This window comes from Porticoccus sp. GXU_MW_L64 (assembly GCF_052983295.1).
On sequence record NZ_JBRKJK010000009.1, the window covers coordinates 167,655 to 182,368 of the forward strand.

General features: G+C 56.3%; 15 protein-coding genes. 6 read left to right on the plus strand and 9 right to left on the minus strand.

Going from position 1 to position 14,714, the window contains the following annotated elements; genetic code table 11:
• Positions 1-3: 3 nt before the first annotated feature.
• Entirely contained in the window at positions 4-342 is a 339-nt protein-coding gene (gene grxD / locus ACVBEJ_RS09315) for a Grx4 family monothiol glutaredoxin (RefSeq protein WP_447129358.1), read from the minus strand.
• A gap of 255 nt (positions 343-597) precedes the next feature.
• On the opposite strand from grxD, the gene ACVBEJ_RS09320 reads away from it, so the two are divergent.
• Both ACVBEJ_RS09320 and argF read left to right on the plus strand, forming a co-directional pair.
• Positions 598-1,773, plus strand: a complete 1,176-nt coding sequence (locus ACVBEJ_RS09320; RefSeq protein ID WP_447129359.1) for an acetylornithine transaminase — start codon at positions 598-600, stop codon at positions 1,771-1,773.
• Positions 1,770-2,705, plus strand: coding sequence for an ornithine carbamoyltransferase (gene argF / locus ACVBEJ_RS09325; protein ID WP_447129360.1), 936 nt, complete (start codon positions 1,770-1,772; stop codon positions 2,703-2,705). The genes ACVBEJ_RS09320 and argF overlap by 4 nt, the downstream gene beginning before the upstream one ends.
• A 4-nt stretch (positions 2,706-2,709) precedes the next feature.
• Here the strand turns inward: argF and ACVBEJ_RS09330 are convergent, their stop codons facing one another.
• From ACVBEJ_RS09330 to ACVBEJ_RS09355, 6 genes are all read right to left on the minus strand, one after another.
• A complete protein-coding gene (locus tag ACVBEJ_RS09330) occupies positions 2,710-3,498 on the minus strand; it encodes a heme ABC transporter ATP-binding protein (RefSeq protein WP_447129361.1) in 789 nt (262 codons plus the stop codon).
• 14 nt (positions 3,499-3,512) lie between these two features.
• Positions 3,513-4,547 (minus strand): FecCD family ABC transporter permease, encoded by a 1,035-nt coding sequence (locus tag ACVBEJ_RS09335; protein ID WP_447129362.1) that lies wholly within the window; start codon positions 4,545-4,547, stop codon positions 3,513-3,515.
• Entirely contained in the window at positions 4,540-5,406 is an 867-nt protein-coding gene (locus ACVBEJ_RS09340; RefSeq protein WP_447129363.1) for a heme/hemin ABC transporter substrate-binding protein, read from the minus strand. Before ACVBEJ_RS09340 ends, ACVBEJ_RS09335 begins: the two co-directional genes overlap by 8 nt.
• Entirely contained in the window at positions 5,394-6,509 is a 1,116-nt protein-coding gene (locus ACVBEJ_RS09345; RefSeq protein WP_447129364.1) for a hemin-degrading factor, read from the minus strand. Before ACVBEJ_RS09345 ends, ACVBEJ_RS09340 begins: the two co-directional genes overlap by 13 nt.
• Positions 6,510-6,527: 18 nt before the next feature.
• Positions 6,528-8,729 (minus strand): TonB-dependent hemoglobin/transferrin/lactoferrin family receptor, encoded by a 2,202-nt coding sequence (locus ACVBEJ_RS09350; RefSeq protein ID WP_447129365.1) that lies wholly within the window; start codon positions 8,727-8,729, stop codon positions 6,528-6,530.
• Positions 8,730-8,801: 72 nt separating this feature from the next.
• Positions 8,802-8,969 (minus strand): hemin uptake protein HemP, encoded by a 168-nt coding sequence (locus ACVBEJ_RS09355; RefSeq protein ID WP_447129366.1) that lies wholly within the window; start codon positions 8,967-8,969, stop codon positions 8,802-8,804.
• 308 nt (positions 8,970-9,277) lie between these two features.
• Between ACVBEJ_RS09355 and ACVBEJ_RS09360 the strand changes: the two genes are divergently transcribed.
• From ACVBEJ_RS09360 to ACVBEJ_RS09375, 4 genes are all read left to right on the plus strand, one after another.
• On the plus strand, positions 9,278-9,808 hold the full coding sequence (locus ACVBEJ_RS09360; RefSeq protein WP_447129367.1) for a DinB family protein: 531 nt from the start codon (positions 9,278-9,280) through the stop codon (positions 9,806-9,808).
• Complete coding sequence (locus ACVBEJ_RS09365) at positions 9,796-10,578, plus strand: NRDE family protein (protein ID WP_447129368.1); 783 nt, start codon at positions 9,796-9,798, stop codon at positions 10,576-10,578. The genes ACVBEJ_RS09360 and ACVBEJ_RS09365 overlap by 13 nt, the downstream gene beginning before the upstream one ends.
• Complete coding sequence (locus ACVBEJ_RS09370) at positions 10,575-11,696, plus strand: D-alanine--D-alanine ligase (protein ID WP_447129369.1); 1,122 nt, start codon at positions 10,575-10,577, stop codon at positions 11,694-11,696. The genes ACVBEJ_RS09365 and ACVBEJ_RS09370 overlap by 4 nt, the downstream gene beginning before the upstream one ends.
• Positions 11,697-11,792: 96 nt before the next feature.
• A complete protein-coding gene (locus tag ACVBEJ_RS09375; protein ID WP_447129370.1) occupies positions 11,793-13,538 on the plus strand; it encodes a lysophospholipid acyltransferase family protein in 1,746 nt (581 codons plus the stop codon).
• 60 nt (positions 13,539-13,598) lie between these two features.
• On the opposite strand, the gene ACVBEJ_RS09380 is transcribed toward ACVBEJ_RS09375, so the two are convergent.
• The gene (locus ACVBEJ_RS09380; RefSeq protein WP_447129371.1) at positions 13,599-13,889 is read right to left on the minus strand and encodes a hypothetical protein; all 291 of its coding nucleotides are present in this window, start codon (positions 13,887-13,889) and stop codon (positions 13,599-13,601) included.
• Positions 13,890-13,898: 9 nt separating this feature from the next.
• Positions 13,899-14,537 carry a nucleotidyl transferase AbiEii/AbiGii toxin family protein gene (locus tag ACVBEJ_RS09385; protein ID WP_447129372.1) on the minus strand — a complete coding sequence of 213 codons (639 nt, stop codon included), beginning with the start codon at positions 14,535-14,537 and terminating at the stop codon, positions 13,899-13,901.
• Positions 14,538-14,714: the final 177 nt, after the last annotated feature.

A 14,714-nucleotide genomic window follows, 5' to 3' on the forward strand; every position in this document is an offset into this window, starting at 1 on the left:
AGCTTAAGCCTCTACATCACCCTCATTGCTGGCCGTGGCTTCTGTCACCAGTTCCTTCAGCTCACCCTTCTCGTACATCTCGACGACAATATCGCAACCGCCGATCAGCTCCCCTTTTACCCACAGCTGCGGGAACGTCGGCCAGTTGGCGTACTTCGGCAGATTGGCGCGAATCTCCGGGTTGGACAGCACATCCACATAGGCAAAGCGCTGGCCACAGGCCATCAATGCCTGCACCGTGCGCGAAGAAAAACCGCACTGGGGCTGGTTGGGGGAGCCTTTCATATACAGAATCACGTCGTTGCTTTCGACCTGATCGCGGATGGTATCCATAATTTCCATGGGTTTATTTACCTCGGGCTTAGAGCCTCGTATTGAGTGAGCTGGAAGGCCGCCGATTCTACTCCATTAGGCAAGTGCGAAAAACCACAAGTTTTTCAGGAGTATTCCCAATAGTACCGCAAGCTAATTTTACCGGATGCAGTGAACTCAAAAAATATTTCCAGGAGCCCGGAGTATTTCCGCTTCGAATTCGCCATTCCACCCCTTGTCGCACTGTTATATGATGTGCGGTTTTCCCGCCCACAGGAGTACAGCGTGGCGAGCAATGCGTTAATGAACAACTATGGCACCCGCGCCATCACCATCACCAAAGGCAGCGGCAGCTGGCTGTGGGACGACCAGGGCAACAAATATCTGGATGCCATCTCCGGAATTGCCGTGTGCGGCCTGGGCCATGCGCACCCGGCAGTCACCGCCGCGCTGACGGAACAGGCGGCCACCCTGGTGCACGCCTCCAACCTTTACAACCTGCAACCCCAGGAGCAACTGGCGGAAAAACTGCGCGCCCTGTCCGGCATGAACAATATGTTTTTTGCCAACTCCGGTGCCGAAGCCAACGAAGCCGCCATCAAACTGGCGCGGCTGCACGGCAACAACAAAGGCATTGCTGTGCCCACCATTGTGGTAATGGAAAACGCCTTCCACGGCCGTACCATGGCCACCCTCACCGCTACCGGCAACCCCAAAGTGCAACAGGGCTTTGCGCCCTGCCTGGAAGGGTTTGTGCGTGTACCGTTTGGGGATGCCGAGGCAGTGGAGGCGGTGGCCAAAAGCAACCCAAACATCGTTGCGGTACTGATGGAGCCAATTCAGGGGGAAGGCGGCATCCACACCCCTGGTGACGACTACCTGAAGCAATTGCGCGCCATTTGCGACAACCACGATTTACTGCTGATGCTGGATGAAATTCAAACCGGCAACGGTCGTACCGGCAAGTATTTTGCCTACCAGCACACGGGGATTCTGCCGGACGTGCTGACCACCGCCAAAGGCCTGGGCAACGGCGTACCCATCGGCGTTTGCATGGCCTCTGGCAAAGCCTCTGAACTGATGCAGCCGGGCAGCCACGGCTCCACTTTTGGCGGCAATCCGCTGGCCTGTCGGGTGGGGCTGGCGGTTGTAGATACTCTGGAAAAAGACAAACTGACAGAACGCGCCGCCCGGCTGGGGGAGCAGCTGCAACAACAGCTGCGCAGCCGCCTGGTCAACTGCCCCCACTTTGTCGAGGTACGGGGCAAGGGTTTGATGATCGGCATTGAGCTGGCGCACACCTGCTCCCAACTGATGGCCGCTGCCAGTGCCAAAGGACTGCTGATTACCGTCACCGCCGAGCGAGTCGTACGCCTGCTGCCACCACTGAACCTGACCGACAACGAAGCCGGTTTACTGGTGGACACCCTGGTTACCCTGATTGAGGAGTTTTCCCCATGAGCCTCACCGCCAAACCCCGTCATTTCCTGACCCTGCAAGACCTGAGCGGGGATGAGCTGCAACAGATTATCCAGCGCGCCATTGAGCTGAAAGCACAACATCGCGCCGGCATTGCTGACCTTCCATTAAAAGACCTTCCCCTAAAAGGAAAAGTGCTGGCAATGATTTTTGAAAAATCCTCCACCCGCACCCGGGTTTCCTTCGAGGCGGGTATGGCGCAATTGGGAGGCAGTGCACTGTTCCTGTCCCCCAACGACACCCAACTGGGGCGCGGCGAGCCCATTGAGGATTCCGCCCGGGTGATTTCCCGCATGACCGATATCGTGATGATCCGCACCTTTGAGCACGCCAAAGTGGAGCGCTTTGCCCAGTACTCGCAAGTGCCGGTGATCAACGCATTGACCGACGACTACCACCCCTGCCAGCTGCTGGCGGACATCCAGACCTACACCGAGAAACGCGGCTCCCTGCAAGGTAAAACCGTGGCCTGGGTGGGTGACGGCAACAATATGTGTCAGTCTTATATCAACGCCGCCGACCTGCTGGATTTCCAGCTCAATATCGCCTGCCCGGAAGGGTATGAGCCAAGCGGCGAGTTGCTGAAAAAACACGCCACACGCATTCAACTGACCCGCGACCCCAAGCAGGCCGTGGCCGGAGCCGATCTGGTGGTTACCGACACCTGGGCCTCCATGGGCCAGGAAGACGAGAAAAAAGCCCGCGAACAGGCGTTTGCGGGTTATATGGTAAATCACGAGCTGATGTCACTGGCCGCCAGCGACGCCCTGTTTATGCACTGCCTGCCCGCTTACCGGGAATTGGAGGTGTCCAGCGAGCTGCTTGAAGATGAGCGCATTTCTGTGGTGTGGGACGAAGCCGAAAATCGCCTGCACGCCCAAAAAGCGCTGATGGAGTTTTTGCTGGGGCAGTAAACCGTCACCCGGTCAAGGCATAAGCCACCACCACCTGAGTGGCCCGCTGCGGGTGATCGATGGTCACCAGTGGCATGTCGTAGATGTCGCTCAACAGGGGGCCATCAAATACCTCCGCCGTTGGCCCACTGGCGTGCAGGCGGCCCTTTTTCAGCGCCCATACGCAATCGGCAAACAGCGCTGCCAGATTGAGATCGTGCATCACACAGCACACCGTCAAACCATTGCGCGCCAATTTCTGTAACTGCTCCAAAAGCAGATGCTGGTGATGCATATCCATAGCACTGGTGGGCTCATCCAACAACAAGGTCGCGGGCTCCCCTCGCTCAATCGGTTCCCACAATTGCGCCAGTACACGGGCAAAATGCACCCGTTGGCGCTCACCGCCAGACAGAGTGCTAAAAATCCGTCCAGCCAGTTCGCTGGCTCGCGCCCGGGTAAGAGCCTCAGCGACAATTCTTTGCTGCCGGGCCGATGTATCCGCTTGTAGCGCACGCCCCAGGGCCACCACTTCTTCCACCTTGAGCGGGAACGGCAATTCCAGATTTTGCGACAACACCGCGCGGCGCTGGGCCAGTTCAAAGCGGCGCATGTTGGCAAGCCGAAAACCGTCGAAAGCGACACTGCCACTGCTGGTTGCGATGCCCCCAGCCATTACATTGAGCAAGGTACTTTTGCCCGCACCATTGGGGCCAATAATGGCGGTCAAAGATTTTTCCGGCAGTGCCGCCGACACCGAAGCCAGCAACTGTTTGCTGCCAACGGAAACACCCACATCCTGTAATGCAATCATATTATTACTTCCTGTCATAAACGGTTTTTGCGAAATTGGGAAATCAGCAGCCACAGAAAAAATGGCCCACCGAGCAAGCTGGTGACTATTCCCACCGGCAGTTCCGCCGGGGATATCAAGGTGCGGGCACCAGTGTCCGCCAGCGCCAACAATGCGCCTCCCAATAAAAAAGACAGTGGCAACAACGTGCGGTGGTTCGCCCCCCAAACCAGGCGCACAAGGTGGGGCACAATCAAACCCACAAAACCGACAATGCCCGCCGCAGCAACGGCAGCACCCACCAAAACCGCACTCGCCAATATCACCTGACGCTGGATACGGCGCACGTCAAAACCACTGTATTCCGTTTCCCGCTCACCCAGTTGCATCAGATTGAGGGCCGCCCCATAGCGGCGCAGCCAGAACAACGCCGGAACCATCAAGGTGGCACTGGCAATCACCGAGCCCCACTCTGCCCGCCCCAGGCTGCCCATGGTCCAGAAAGTCATGGTACGCAGTTGTTGATCATCGCTGATAAAGGTGAGTAACCCATTTCCAGACATGGTGATGGCATTAAAGGCCAGTCCCACCAGTAGCAACACGGTCACCGACCCGGCGGCCCAGTGGCGCACCACTTTAAGCACCAGAAAACTGGCAATGCAGCCTCCGGCAAAGGCAAACAGATTAAGGCCATAAAGCGCCCAATAGCCGCTCAACACACCATCCAGGAAAACAATATACAGGCCCACGGCCAGTGCACTGCCACTGGCCACACCAATCAACCCCGGTTCTGCCAACGGGTTGCGAAACAATCCCTGGATAGCGGCACCGGCGTAGGCCAGGCTGCCGCCAACCAATATCGCCAACACCACTCTGGGCAAACGAATGTGCCAGAGCACCGCCTGCTCCATGGCAAAACTTTGACGATCGAACAACACCTGCCATGGCAGTGACATGGAGCCATTCAACAACGCCAACAATGCGGCCAACAGCAACAAGCCACTGGCCAGGCCATAAGCAGGCATTCGTTTGAACGCTGCAAACAACTGCATACCGAAGCCGCTATTCACCGGCTGTACTCTCCTCAAAGTCCACTTTTATCTGTCGCAGAACATCCGCTGTGCGCAGGCCAAACCCCAATAGCAGCAGTGCATCGTAATCCAGTACACGGCGGCTTTTACCCGCAGCGGTCAGTTGAATACCTGGGAGTTTTAATACACCTTGCGTACCCCCCAACTGCTTCCGACCCTGGGTTGTCACCACAATAATATCCGGGTTGGCCTGTACCACCGCTTCGGCGGTCATGGCTTTGTAACCGGAAAAGTCAGAAAACAGATTGCGGCCACCGGCCAGCTCAATAATGGTTGCTGCGGAAGTACCCTCGCCCGCCACCATGGGCGTGCCACCCCCATGACCGAGAATAAACAGCACCTGTGGCGCATCCGGTACGGCAGACACAGCCTCCATAACACCGCTTTCCTGCAACCCTTTGCGAAACGACCTTGCCAGCTGTTCACCCCGCCGGGGAATACCAAAGGCAGCGGCTACCTGTTGAATTTTTTGCTCCACCGCCGACAGTGAGGTCTCTGCCGTGACCCGGGTAACCTCAATACCCGCTGCCTGCAACTGGGGCCACAGCGTAGCCGGGCCAGCGCTGTCACTGGCAATCAGCAAATCCGGTTTAAGGCTGGCAATGCCCTCGGCAGACAAGGCGCGCAGGTAACCCACTTTGGGCAGCTTATCTGCCTCGGCGGGATAAACACTGGTGGTATCTGTAGCCACCAGACAATGCTGCCGCCCCAGGGCGTAGATAATTTCAGTGACATCACCGCCCACACTGACCACCCGCCCAGGGCAGTCGGCAAATGCCGGGGGTATCGCAATCAGCAGGCCACTGAGCAGTGCGTAAATGGCGATTAACTGGCGCAACTGACATCCCCCTCGGGGCTGAGAGCGCATTCGCAGGCCACCACAATATCCCGCCACAACCCCTGTTCTGGTTCGCCCTCACGCCTTCTGCCGAACAACTGCACGACCAATTCACCCTGGGCATCGTAGGCTTCGATGGCGGTCACCACGCCGTCTTTGCCAGGCTTGCGCGTGACCCAACACTGCTCGATACCGCCGGCATCCAGGTGCAGGTTAAAACGCTCGTCCAATACGTTGAACCAGGGTCCCACCTGACGCAGATTGTTTACCGCACCGGTGTGTATTTGCACGCACCCCTGATTGCCGACAAACACCATAATATCGCAGCTCTTACAGGCCGCCTGCTGCAAAGCCACCTGCACAGTTCCCAACGGCACCTGGTTGGCCAAGTCCACCGGCATTAGTTGCAACGCCGTCAGGCGCTCCACCTTGTGCTTGCGCAGCATGGGAAAGAACTGGTGCACATCGGTCAGTGCGCGCCAGTCCTGCTCCAGCGCGGAAATATCCACCGCCGCTGCTGGTTTGGCCTTGATTGCTGGCTTTGTCGGTGCCGCACCAGACCACAGCGGCCTCTCTGTCCGGTGGCGCGCCACCAGACGATGATAGGCCGCCAGGTCGCTGGCAGCGGTCATATAGATTTTGTGGATCGCCACACCCTGAGCGTCAAAAAACTGCAAGCTGTGGCGTTCCCCACGCTCCATGGGCTCTGCCACCGCAAAGCCCAGACACCAACGACTGAGAAACAGGCGCAGATCAATATCCGGATTGAGTGCCATGCCCATTCCGGCTTTTCCTTGCCCGCCATTGTCGCGGCCAAAAAAAGACAGGTTGTGGTACACCCCGTGGCGTTCGTGCACGCAGTATTGATTGCGCGTCAGCGCCATTACATCGCCCAGCTCACCCACGTCCGACAGAATAGCGGGCCAGTCTTCGCTGAGGCGCACCGCGTTGATATCTGCACGGCAGGCCAACAGTTCCGCCTCTGATACTTGCAGTAGCGCAGCGACATCTCGGGGGCGCAGTTGTGGCTGTTCCTGCTTCAGCAGGTTGTAGCGCTGCTGCAATTGATCCATTTCAGGTTTTTGTCTGGCTGGCTGTGTCACTTTTCCTTCTCCTCAAGTTTAAAATTCCACTCGTACACTGGCGCGCAGCTGGCGGCCACTTTGCTGGGCCAGTGCGATGGCGGCAGCATCTCCGGCATCAACCCCACGCAGGTCATTCCACTGGGCGTAGGCCTTGTCGAACAGGTTGAAAGCACCGATGCGCAGCAATGTGTTTTCAGTGAGCTGGTAGTGGCCAATCAGATCCACCGAGCCATAGCCCGACCCCGTTGTATTGCCATCATCCGCCAGACGCTTCTGGCGACTGGCTGCGCTGACACGGACTTCCAAACCCCACAATCCGGCAGGTTCGGCGTAGGCCAGACCCAGCACTCCATTGAGTGGATCAACAGAATCCAGAGGGGCGGCCTCGGTGTGGTTGTCGCCCTGGGCGTAGGCCAGGCTGCCGCGCAATAACCAGTTGTCCGCCAGGTGCCACTGGCCACTGAGCTCAGCACCGCGAATCTCCACAGAATCAATATTGCGGTTCTGAAAAACCCGAATACCCTGGTCTACCCGCAAAAAGCCGGAATCAATAAAATTTCGATAGTCGTTCTGGTAAAGGGCGACATCCACAAAACCCCGGTCAAAGCGGGCTTTCAGACCTACCTCGACGCCCTTGCTGGTCTCCGGTTGCAGATCGGGATTGGGAATCACCGCGTAACCAAAAGCGCGATTGACAAACGACTGGTTGGCGTCGCTGTAATTGGGCGGGCGAAAACCCTCCGCATACTGCACAGACAGGGTGAGGCGATCGTTGAAGGCATATAGAGCACCCAGGCCAAGGGACAGCTCACTTTCATCCAGTGGCGCCAGACGACCACCCAGGGCGCTGGTATCAATTACCCCACGGCTGTCGGCGGTCAGTTTGTGAGCGTCATAGCGCAACGCCGGAATCAGGGTAAGGCCGCTGTCGCCAAAAACTATTTCATTTTGGCCGTACAGCCCCCAACGGGTGGACTCGGTATCCGGGAAGGTTTTGTTGGGGAAGCTCTCTGCTGACGCGAACGGAAAAGCAACAATATCCGCCGTTTGCTCGCCTGTGGCGAGGCTGGTTTCGGTGCGATTGCGGGGGCGTTCGGTATCCAGTGTTTCGTAGCTAAAACCGTACACAATCCTGTGCTGAATATTGCCCTGTTCAAAGCCTTTGCGAGCCACCAGGTCGAGTCCCTGCACCTGCTGGTTGAATTCAAAATCGCTGACGCGCAACACAGGGGTACCGGTGGGTGCCGAGGCGAATGAAAAACCGGTACGGCGCTGGCGGGTGCTTTGCAGACCATCGCTGTCCTGCCAGTAAAAAAGGCTACCCAGGCTGTCTGCCAAGGCGCTTTCCAGCACCCAGTTGTGAGCCACACTGAGACGATTGCGCTGTTTGCGGTCACGGCCAGTGGCTTCGGTAACACTTCTGACTTCCTGAGAATCCAGCTCAAAGTCACTGCGCTCGCGAAAACTGTCCAAAGCCAGTACCACATTGTGGTTGTCACCCACCGGCAGAGACCATTTCGCCAACAGGTTATCGCTGACACCATCCAAAGGGTCAAAACGGGCGCTGCTGTTCAGTTCACGCTCTGAGAATTGACGCCGGGTGTACTGCAACAGCCCGGAACCCCAGCTCCCCTGCACAGCACCCACCAGACCGGCCTTGCCCTCATCCCGGGCCTGGTCGCTGGAAAAATTGGCCGCAAAGTAATGGTTTTTATCCGAGTTCAGGTAGGCTTGCGGATCTTTGGTGTTAAGCAGTACAACACCGCCCAGGGCATCGGCGCCATAGAGCGCAGACGCTGGCCCGCGGATAATCTCTACCGAGGCAAGATCATCGGTTTCAAACAGATCGCGGCCATTGGAAAAATAATTATCGACACTGCGAATGCCGTCCACCAGGTTGAGTACCCGCACCCCGCCAATACCGCGAATCACAAAACCCTGATTGCCGCCGCGCTGGGAATTGGCAACAGATACCCCCGGCTGATAACGCACCACATCCGCCAGCTCTGCCACCAGTTCCCGTTCGATATCTTCTCTGGAAAACACCGAGATGGTTCCGGCAACATCGGAAGCGCTCCGGCTCAAGCGAGTGGCAGTGGTTACAACCTCCTCATAAAGAGTGGCCTTATTGTCAGAATTGGTATCTGCGGCCTGAACTGCAGTGGCAAACACAGCAGTAGAGAGCGCTGTAGAAACAAAGGCGGGCCAGGTAGCCGCCACACGGATTGAACAACCCATAAAAACCTCCTCTCGGTGGGTTTTAATGGCTGCCTCACTGGTGTGTGCGGTGGCTGTTTGAAGGAAATGAACTTACTTGGTCAAAATCAATTTATTCTGCTTGGTTCTGCGCAACTGGTAGAAGTGACCACCGTGGCGAATCATGATCACCACAGAATTGCCCAACAAGTCGTCACTGGACACGATATTACTTTTAATTTGCAGCTCTCGGGCTTGGGAATTTGCTGAATGGGTATCCATGGTCGGCCTCCTCAATATTGATAATGAGAATTATTATCAATAAAAAATCAAAGATCAACCCTTAAATGCAATTTTTTCTTTAACCCCAAAACGCACATCGGCCTTCTGTTCATTATGACCTCCGTCAAACGTTGCCATTTCTTTACAGTGTACTATTGCGCGGTGGCAAATCCCCCGGTCGCACCTGAAAGTGCCAACAGGTATAATGTGCGCCATTTTTTGCCATGGAATTATTTGCACGGCCGTGAGTCGAACAGCCTTAATACCCGGAATAAAACTGCGGGCATCGCCTGCCAATGTGAGTTATTTTGCTGAAGAATCAACAACAAGACCTACTGGTTGATCAAAACATTCTGATCCTGCACAGCCTGCGCACGATCATTAGTGACCTGGACGACCAAACTTACACCGCCACCCGCGAGCCTTATTACAGCTCCTCCCTGGGTGCCCATACACGTCATATACTGGACCATTACCTGATGTTGCTGGCCGGTATGGAAAGCGGCGAGATGAACTACGACAACCGCAATCGCGACCCTGAAATCGAAACCTGTCGCGACCACGCCAAAGCCACCATTGGCCGTATTATCGACGGCCTCAAGCAACTGCCGGACACAGACACCCCGGTAAAAGCCATCATCAATGTCAGTGTGGACACCAACCCCCAGCCCCAGGATTCCACCCTGGGCCGTGAACTGGTGTTTCTCCATGGCCACACCACCCACCACCATTCATTGATGGCTCTGATCATGCGCTTGCAAGACAAAACCGTTAGCAGTGATTTTGGCTTTGCCCCCTCTACCCTGAAACACCGGAGTGAACAGGCATGTGCACGCTGAGCTGGATACAGCACCAGGACAGTTACAGCCTGGTCTTTAACCGCGACGAGCTCAACAGCCGTCAGCGCGCCCTGCCCCCGGCACTGAAAACCACTGACGATGGCAGCCGCTACCTGTCCCCCACCGACACCGATGCCGGAGGCAGCTGGCTACAGGTTAACGAGCACGGTCTGACCGCCTGCCTGCTCAACTACTACGCCGCCGACCGCGCCCCCAGCAGCGATGTACACAGCCGCGGCGAAATTGTGCTGATGCTCATCGGCTGCCGCACCATCGCCGAGGCAGAGGCGATTATTCAACAACTGGACACCCGCCACTATCGCGGTTTCGACCTGGTACTGCTGGAAGCCAACCGAAAGCCCGTGCAATACCGCTGGGACGCCCTTGAGCTGACCCGCCATCTGCCGGAAATTCCGCTCACGTCCTCGTCCTACCGCACCCGGGAAGTGTGCGAATACCGCCGCGAGCTGTTCCTGCGCAGTGCACCGCAAAACCTGCAACAATTACTGGCCTTTCACGACTGCCACGACGACGAGGCCTCGGCCCATCTGCCACCTCCCTCTCCGGCCTATGCCCCCTGCATGCACCGGGATGACGCCAAAACCGTGAGTCAGTGCGTGGTGGAAGTGAGCGCAGATCAGGTATCTATCCGCTATGCAGATGGCAGCCCCTGCCAGGCACCCCTGAGTGCGCCCCTGACGCTGCAAAGAGTAGCGCCACAAGCCAATGATCAGGCGCTCGACACCACTCCCTGCGCACTGGCCTCATGAGCAACACATCTGCCGCCCCCCAAAACAGCTACAGCACACCCGGAATGCCTCAACTTGAGCACACCGGTAAGGTGGTGTCGCACTTTGAATTCTGGCCCACCTGGTTGGTGTACCTGCCGGTGGTGTTTCAGTGGCTGGGGCTGGCACTGCGCTATCGCTCCCTGTCGCTGCCGCTGATTGCCAACCCCAATGTCAGGCTGTCTGGCATGGTGGGTTTTTCAAAAAGTGATCTGATGGCGTCCGCCAATGCCGCCAGCCAGGAGTACATTCTGCCGTTTATCACACACACAGTAGGGGATAACGTTGCGGACGACCTGGCGAGCATTCACAGGCAGCTTAAAGCAAAGCAACTGCACCTGCCGCTGGTGGGCAAGCCGGACCTGGGCTGCCGCGGTGCCGGAGTGTGCCTGCTGGAAACAGAGCAAGAACTGTCGGATTACCTCAGCAGCTACCCCAAAGGCAGCACCTTTATGGTGCAAAAGCTGGCCAGCTGTGAACCGGAAGCGGGAGTGTTCTACATTCGCCACCCGGATAGCGATCGCGGAGAAATTATCTCCCTGGCGCTCAAATACAACCCCTACGTCACCGGTGACGGCCACAGCACACTGGCGCAGCTGATGGCCAAAGACCCGCGCATCAGCCTGCTGCAACACCTGTATGAAGACCGCCACCGGGATATGTTGAACTCGGTGATTCCAGCCGGTGAACACTACCGGTTGATATTTTCTGCCAGCCACTGCAAAGGCGCGGTGTTTCGCGATGGCAGCGAATTTATCACTGACACATTACGGCAAACATTGGACGATATCCTCGCTGGCTTGCCCGATTTTTATTACGGCCGGCTGGATGTTAAATTTCCCGACATCGACAGCCTGAGCCGTGGCGAGGGCCTGGAAATTGTGGAAATCAACGGTGCCAACTCGGAGCCACTGCATATCTGGGACAGTGGCGCGAAGCTGCGGGATGCCTGGAGTGCCCTGCTGTTCCAGTACGGCACCCTGTTTCGTATCGGCGCCAAAAACCGTCGGCGCGGCGTTAAAACCCCGGGGGTTTTGGCCCTGTGGCACGCTTGGCGAGAGGAAAGCGCCCTGGTGAAACAATACCCGGACACCGATTGAACGATCAAGACAATCGGCGGATTACGCTACGCTAATCCGCCCTACGCGACTATGCAGGACAGAATCATTCAGGATAAAGCTACTCAGGATAAAGTTATGGCAACCGCAAATCCATTTCGTGTCACCCTGAAAAACCGCCCCATGGCGGCGGCAGTAGAGCGCATTCTCGGCCTGCACCACTTGGCGGCCTGCTACGAGCAGCGCCCGGAAAACGCCAATACCGAAGAATTTCTGGATTTTGCCCTCGATTACCTGGGCATTCGCCTGCACACCCCCGGCGGCGAAAGCAAGCTGGATCAAATTCCCCGCACCGGCCCCCTGTTGATTGTGGCCAACCACCCACTCGGTGGCCTGGAAGGTATTGCCATCACCAAACTGCTGATGACCATCCGCCCGGATATCAAGGTACTCACCAACGAACTGCTGACCCGCATTCCCGAGTTTCAATCCATCTTTGTGGGCGTCAATGTGTTGTCTACCAACGCCACCAAAGAGAATCTGCGCGGCGTGCGCACCGTCACCAAACACCTGGAAACAGGCGGCGCACTGCTGATGTTCCCGGCGGGCAAGGTATCCGCCATCAACGTGCGCAACCGCCGTATTGAAGACCGCCCCTGGAATCGCTTGGCAGGGCAGTTGCTGCAACGCACCGGCGCCACCTGCCTGCCCATTCACGTGGGCGGCTACAACAGCAAACTGTTTTACTCTCTTGGGCTGATCCACCCCAAACTGCGCACCGTCATGCTGCCCCGTGAGCTGACCAACAAGCAAAACAGCACTTTGTCACTGACCATCGGCGAGCCCATCACTCCGGCAGAGTTGCGCCACCTGGAAAATGGCCGCGCCATCACCGACTACTTGCGGCTGGCCACAGATTTTCTCAATCTGCAATACGAGCGCTGCCAAACCCCGTCCAACATGGGCTTTGAAGAAATTCCCGAGCCCCCGGGCGAAGCCCAGGAGCACCTGCAAAACCTCAGCGAATTTCGTTTGATTGAAAACGACCCGTTCGATGTGTACTGCGTGCCCTACGACCGCCTGGGCCCGGTTATGACCGAAATCGGCATCGCCCGTGAAGTGGCCTTTCGCGAAGCGGGCGAAGGCACTGGCAACGCTCTCGACACCGACCGCTTCGATCCCAACTATCTGCACCTGTTTGTCTGGGACAAAAACCAACACTGCATTGCCGGCGGCTACCGCATCGGCCACCCCCACGCCATCGCCGACCAACACGGCATGGACGCCCTGTACGCCCGCACTCTGTTCGATTTCGACCGCGCCTATCTGGACAAAGTGGGTTGCTCCCTGGAAATGGGCCGCTCCTTCGTGTGCCCGGACTACCAGCGACACCCCATGGTGCTGGACCTGCTGTGGCGCGGCATCGGTGCTTACGTAGCGAGAAATCCCCAATTCCACACCCTGTTTGGCGGCGTGTGCATCTCCCGGGAGTATTCCAACTTCGCCCGCGCCCTGATCGCCGACAGCATGGTCAGTGCCTTCCCCGCCGATCAGGAATACATGGAAGACGTCACCCCCATCGTGCCGCTGAAAGTCTCCAACAAACCCTGGTCACCGGCGATGCTGAAATCCCTCAAGCACGTCTCCGCCCTCAACAAACTGGTGGGGCGCTGCGACCCGGACAAAGGCCTGCCCACCCTGCTGCGCCACTACCTGTCCCTGAACGGCAAATTTGTCTGCTTCTCGGTCAACAAAGTGCTCAACAACTCACTGGACGGGCTGATTCTGGTAGACCTGCGCAAAATGCCCACACGTTATTTAAAACGCTATTTGGGCAAGGAAGGGGCAAAAGGGTTTATGGAGAAGTGGCAGACTGAGGAGTGACTTCTTTGGTCGTCATTCGAGGAGCCGCCAGCAACGCAGCAACCTCGTGGCTTTAGCGTCTTAACGGAGAATTCGCTGCGGTATTGGCGGCGGCGGGTAGCAGTCAAAAACCAGGTGCCAGTACGACCAACTTCTGGCATCAATAATACCTGGGGCCACACTGCGCAGTACCTCTCTCATCTCATCATCTGAATAATATTCACGCAATGCTTTCATGGTATCGTGGCTGCCATAGGTCATGGCATACGCCACAAAACGTACCGGATCAGCCAGGGCGCTTTCTGGTGGTTCAAACCAGATCACTTTTCTGGCAATCGATTTGTACTCATCATTGATTGGCAATGATCTCATGGTTCAATTTCACAAGGTTGGCAACTTATCCAAATCAACCGTTTTAACCGCTTGCACAAGCTGGCTTTTAACAGACTCTGACAAGTTGTGAAGATTACCATCTTCAAAGAAGACCAGAGCCTTCAATGTGCTTTGCGGATTAAAGGCCGCTCCATATATCTTCGAAGCAGCCGACAGCGCCGCCGGCAAATCGATATCTGTTTGTTCAATCAGAGCGGCAATATCAACATAGTCCTTTAATTCAGCTCTTTGCTGCACCACCGATGCTTTCATTCCAGCCAAATCCACCAAGGAAGCAATTTTTATGGCCGGTGATTCGAGAAGATGTGGTGATTTTACCGATTTTATTGCTGGTAATCCGAAGAATGATACCTGCACATAACCACCCCGCTCTACAAGACATGTCAGCGTACTGGGAGCACTTTGTAGAATTTCACTGCCTTGCAAAAAAGAAATCGAGTTATAAAGTTCATTCGGCTCAAAAGGCTCTGTACTAAAGAAATCAAAGTCAACACTTTCTCGATGTCCCAAATATAGGGCAATGGCAGTCCCACCATAGAGAGTAAAACTATCAGGAACGTCATCAAGTTCATCCCACAAACTAAGCTGTGCTTCAGGAAGGATAGACAGTTGGGGGGTAAAGGACATATCTACACAAGCCATTCAAAAATACGTACCGTCTATGCGGCACAGTAGTTAATCGAATTTCTAAGGCAACTCTGATTAATTCATCGTTTGAGCGATAATAGCAGCATATCCACAAACCAGAGATACCGATGCGCCAACAATCCCTGACAGATGGCTTTGAGAAACACCGTAAGAAGA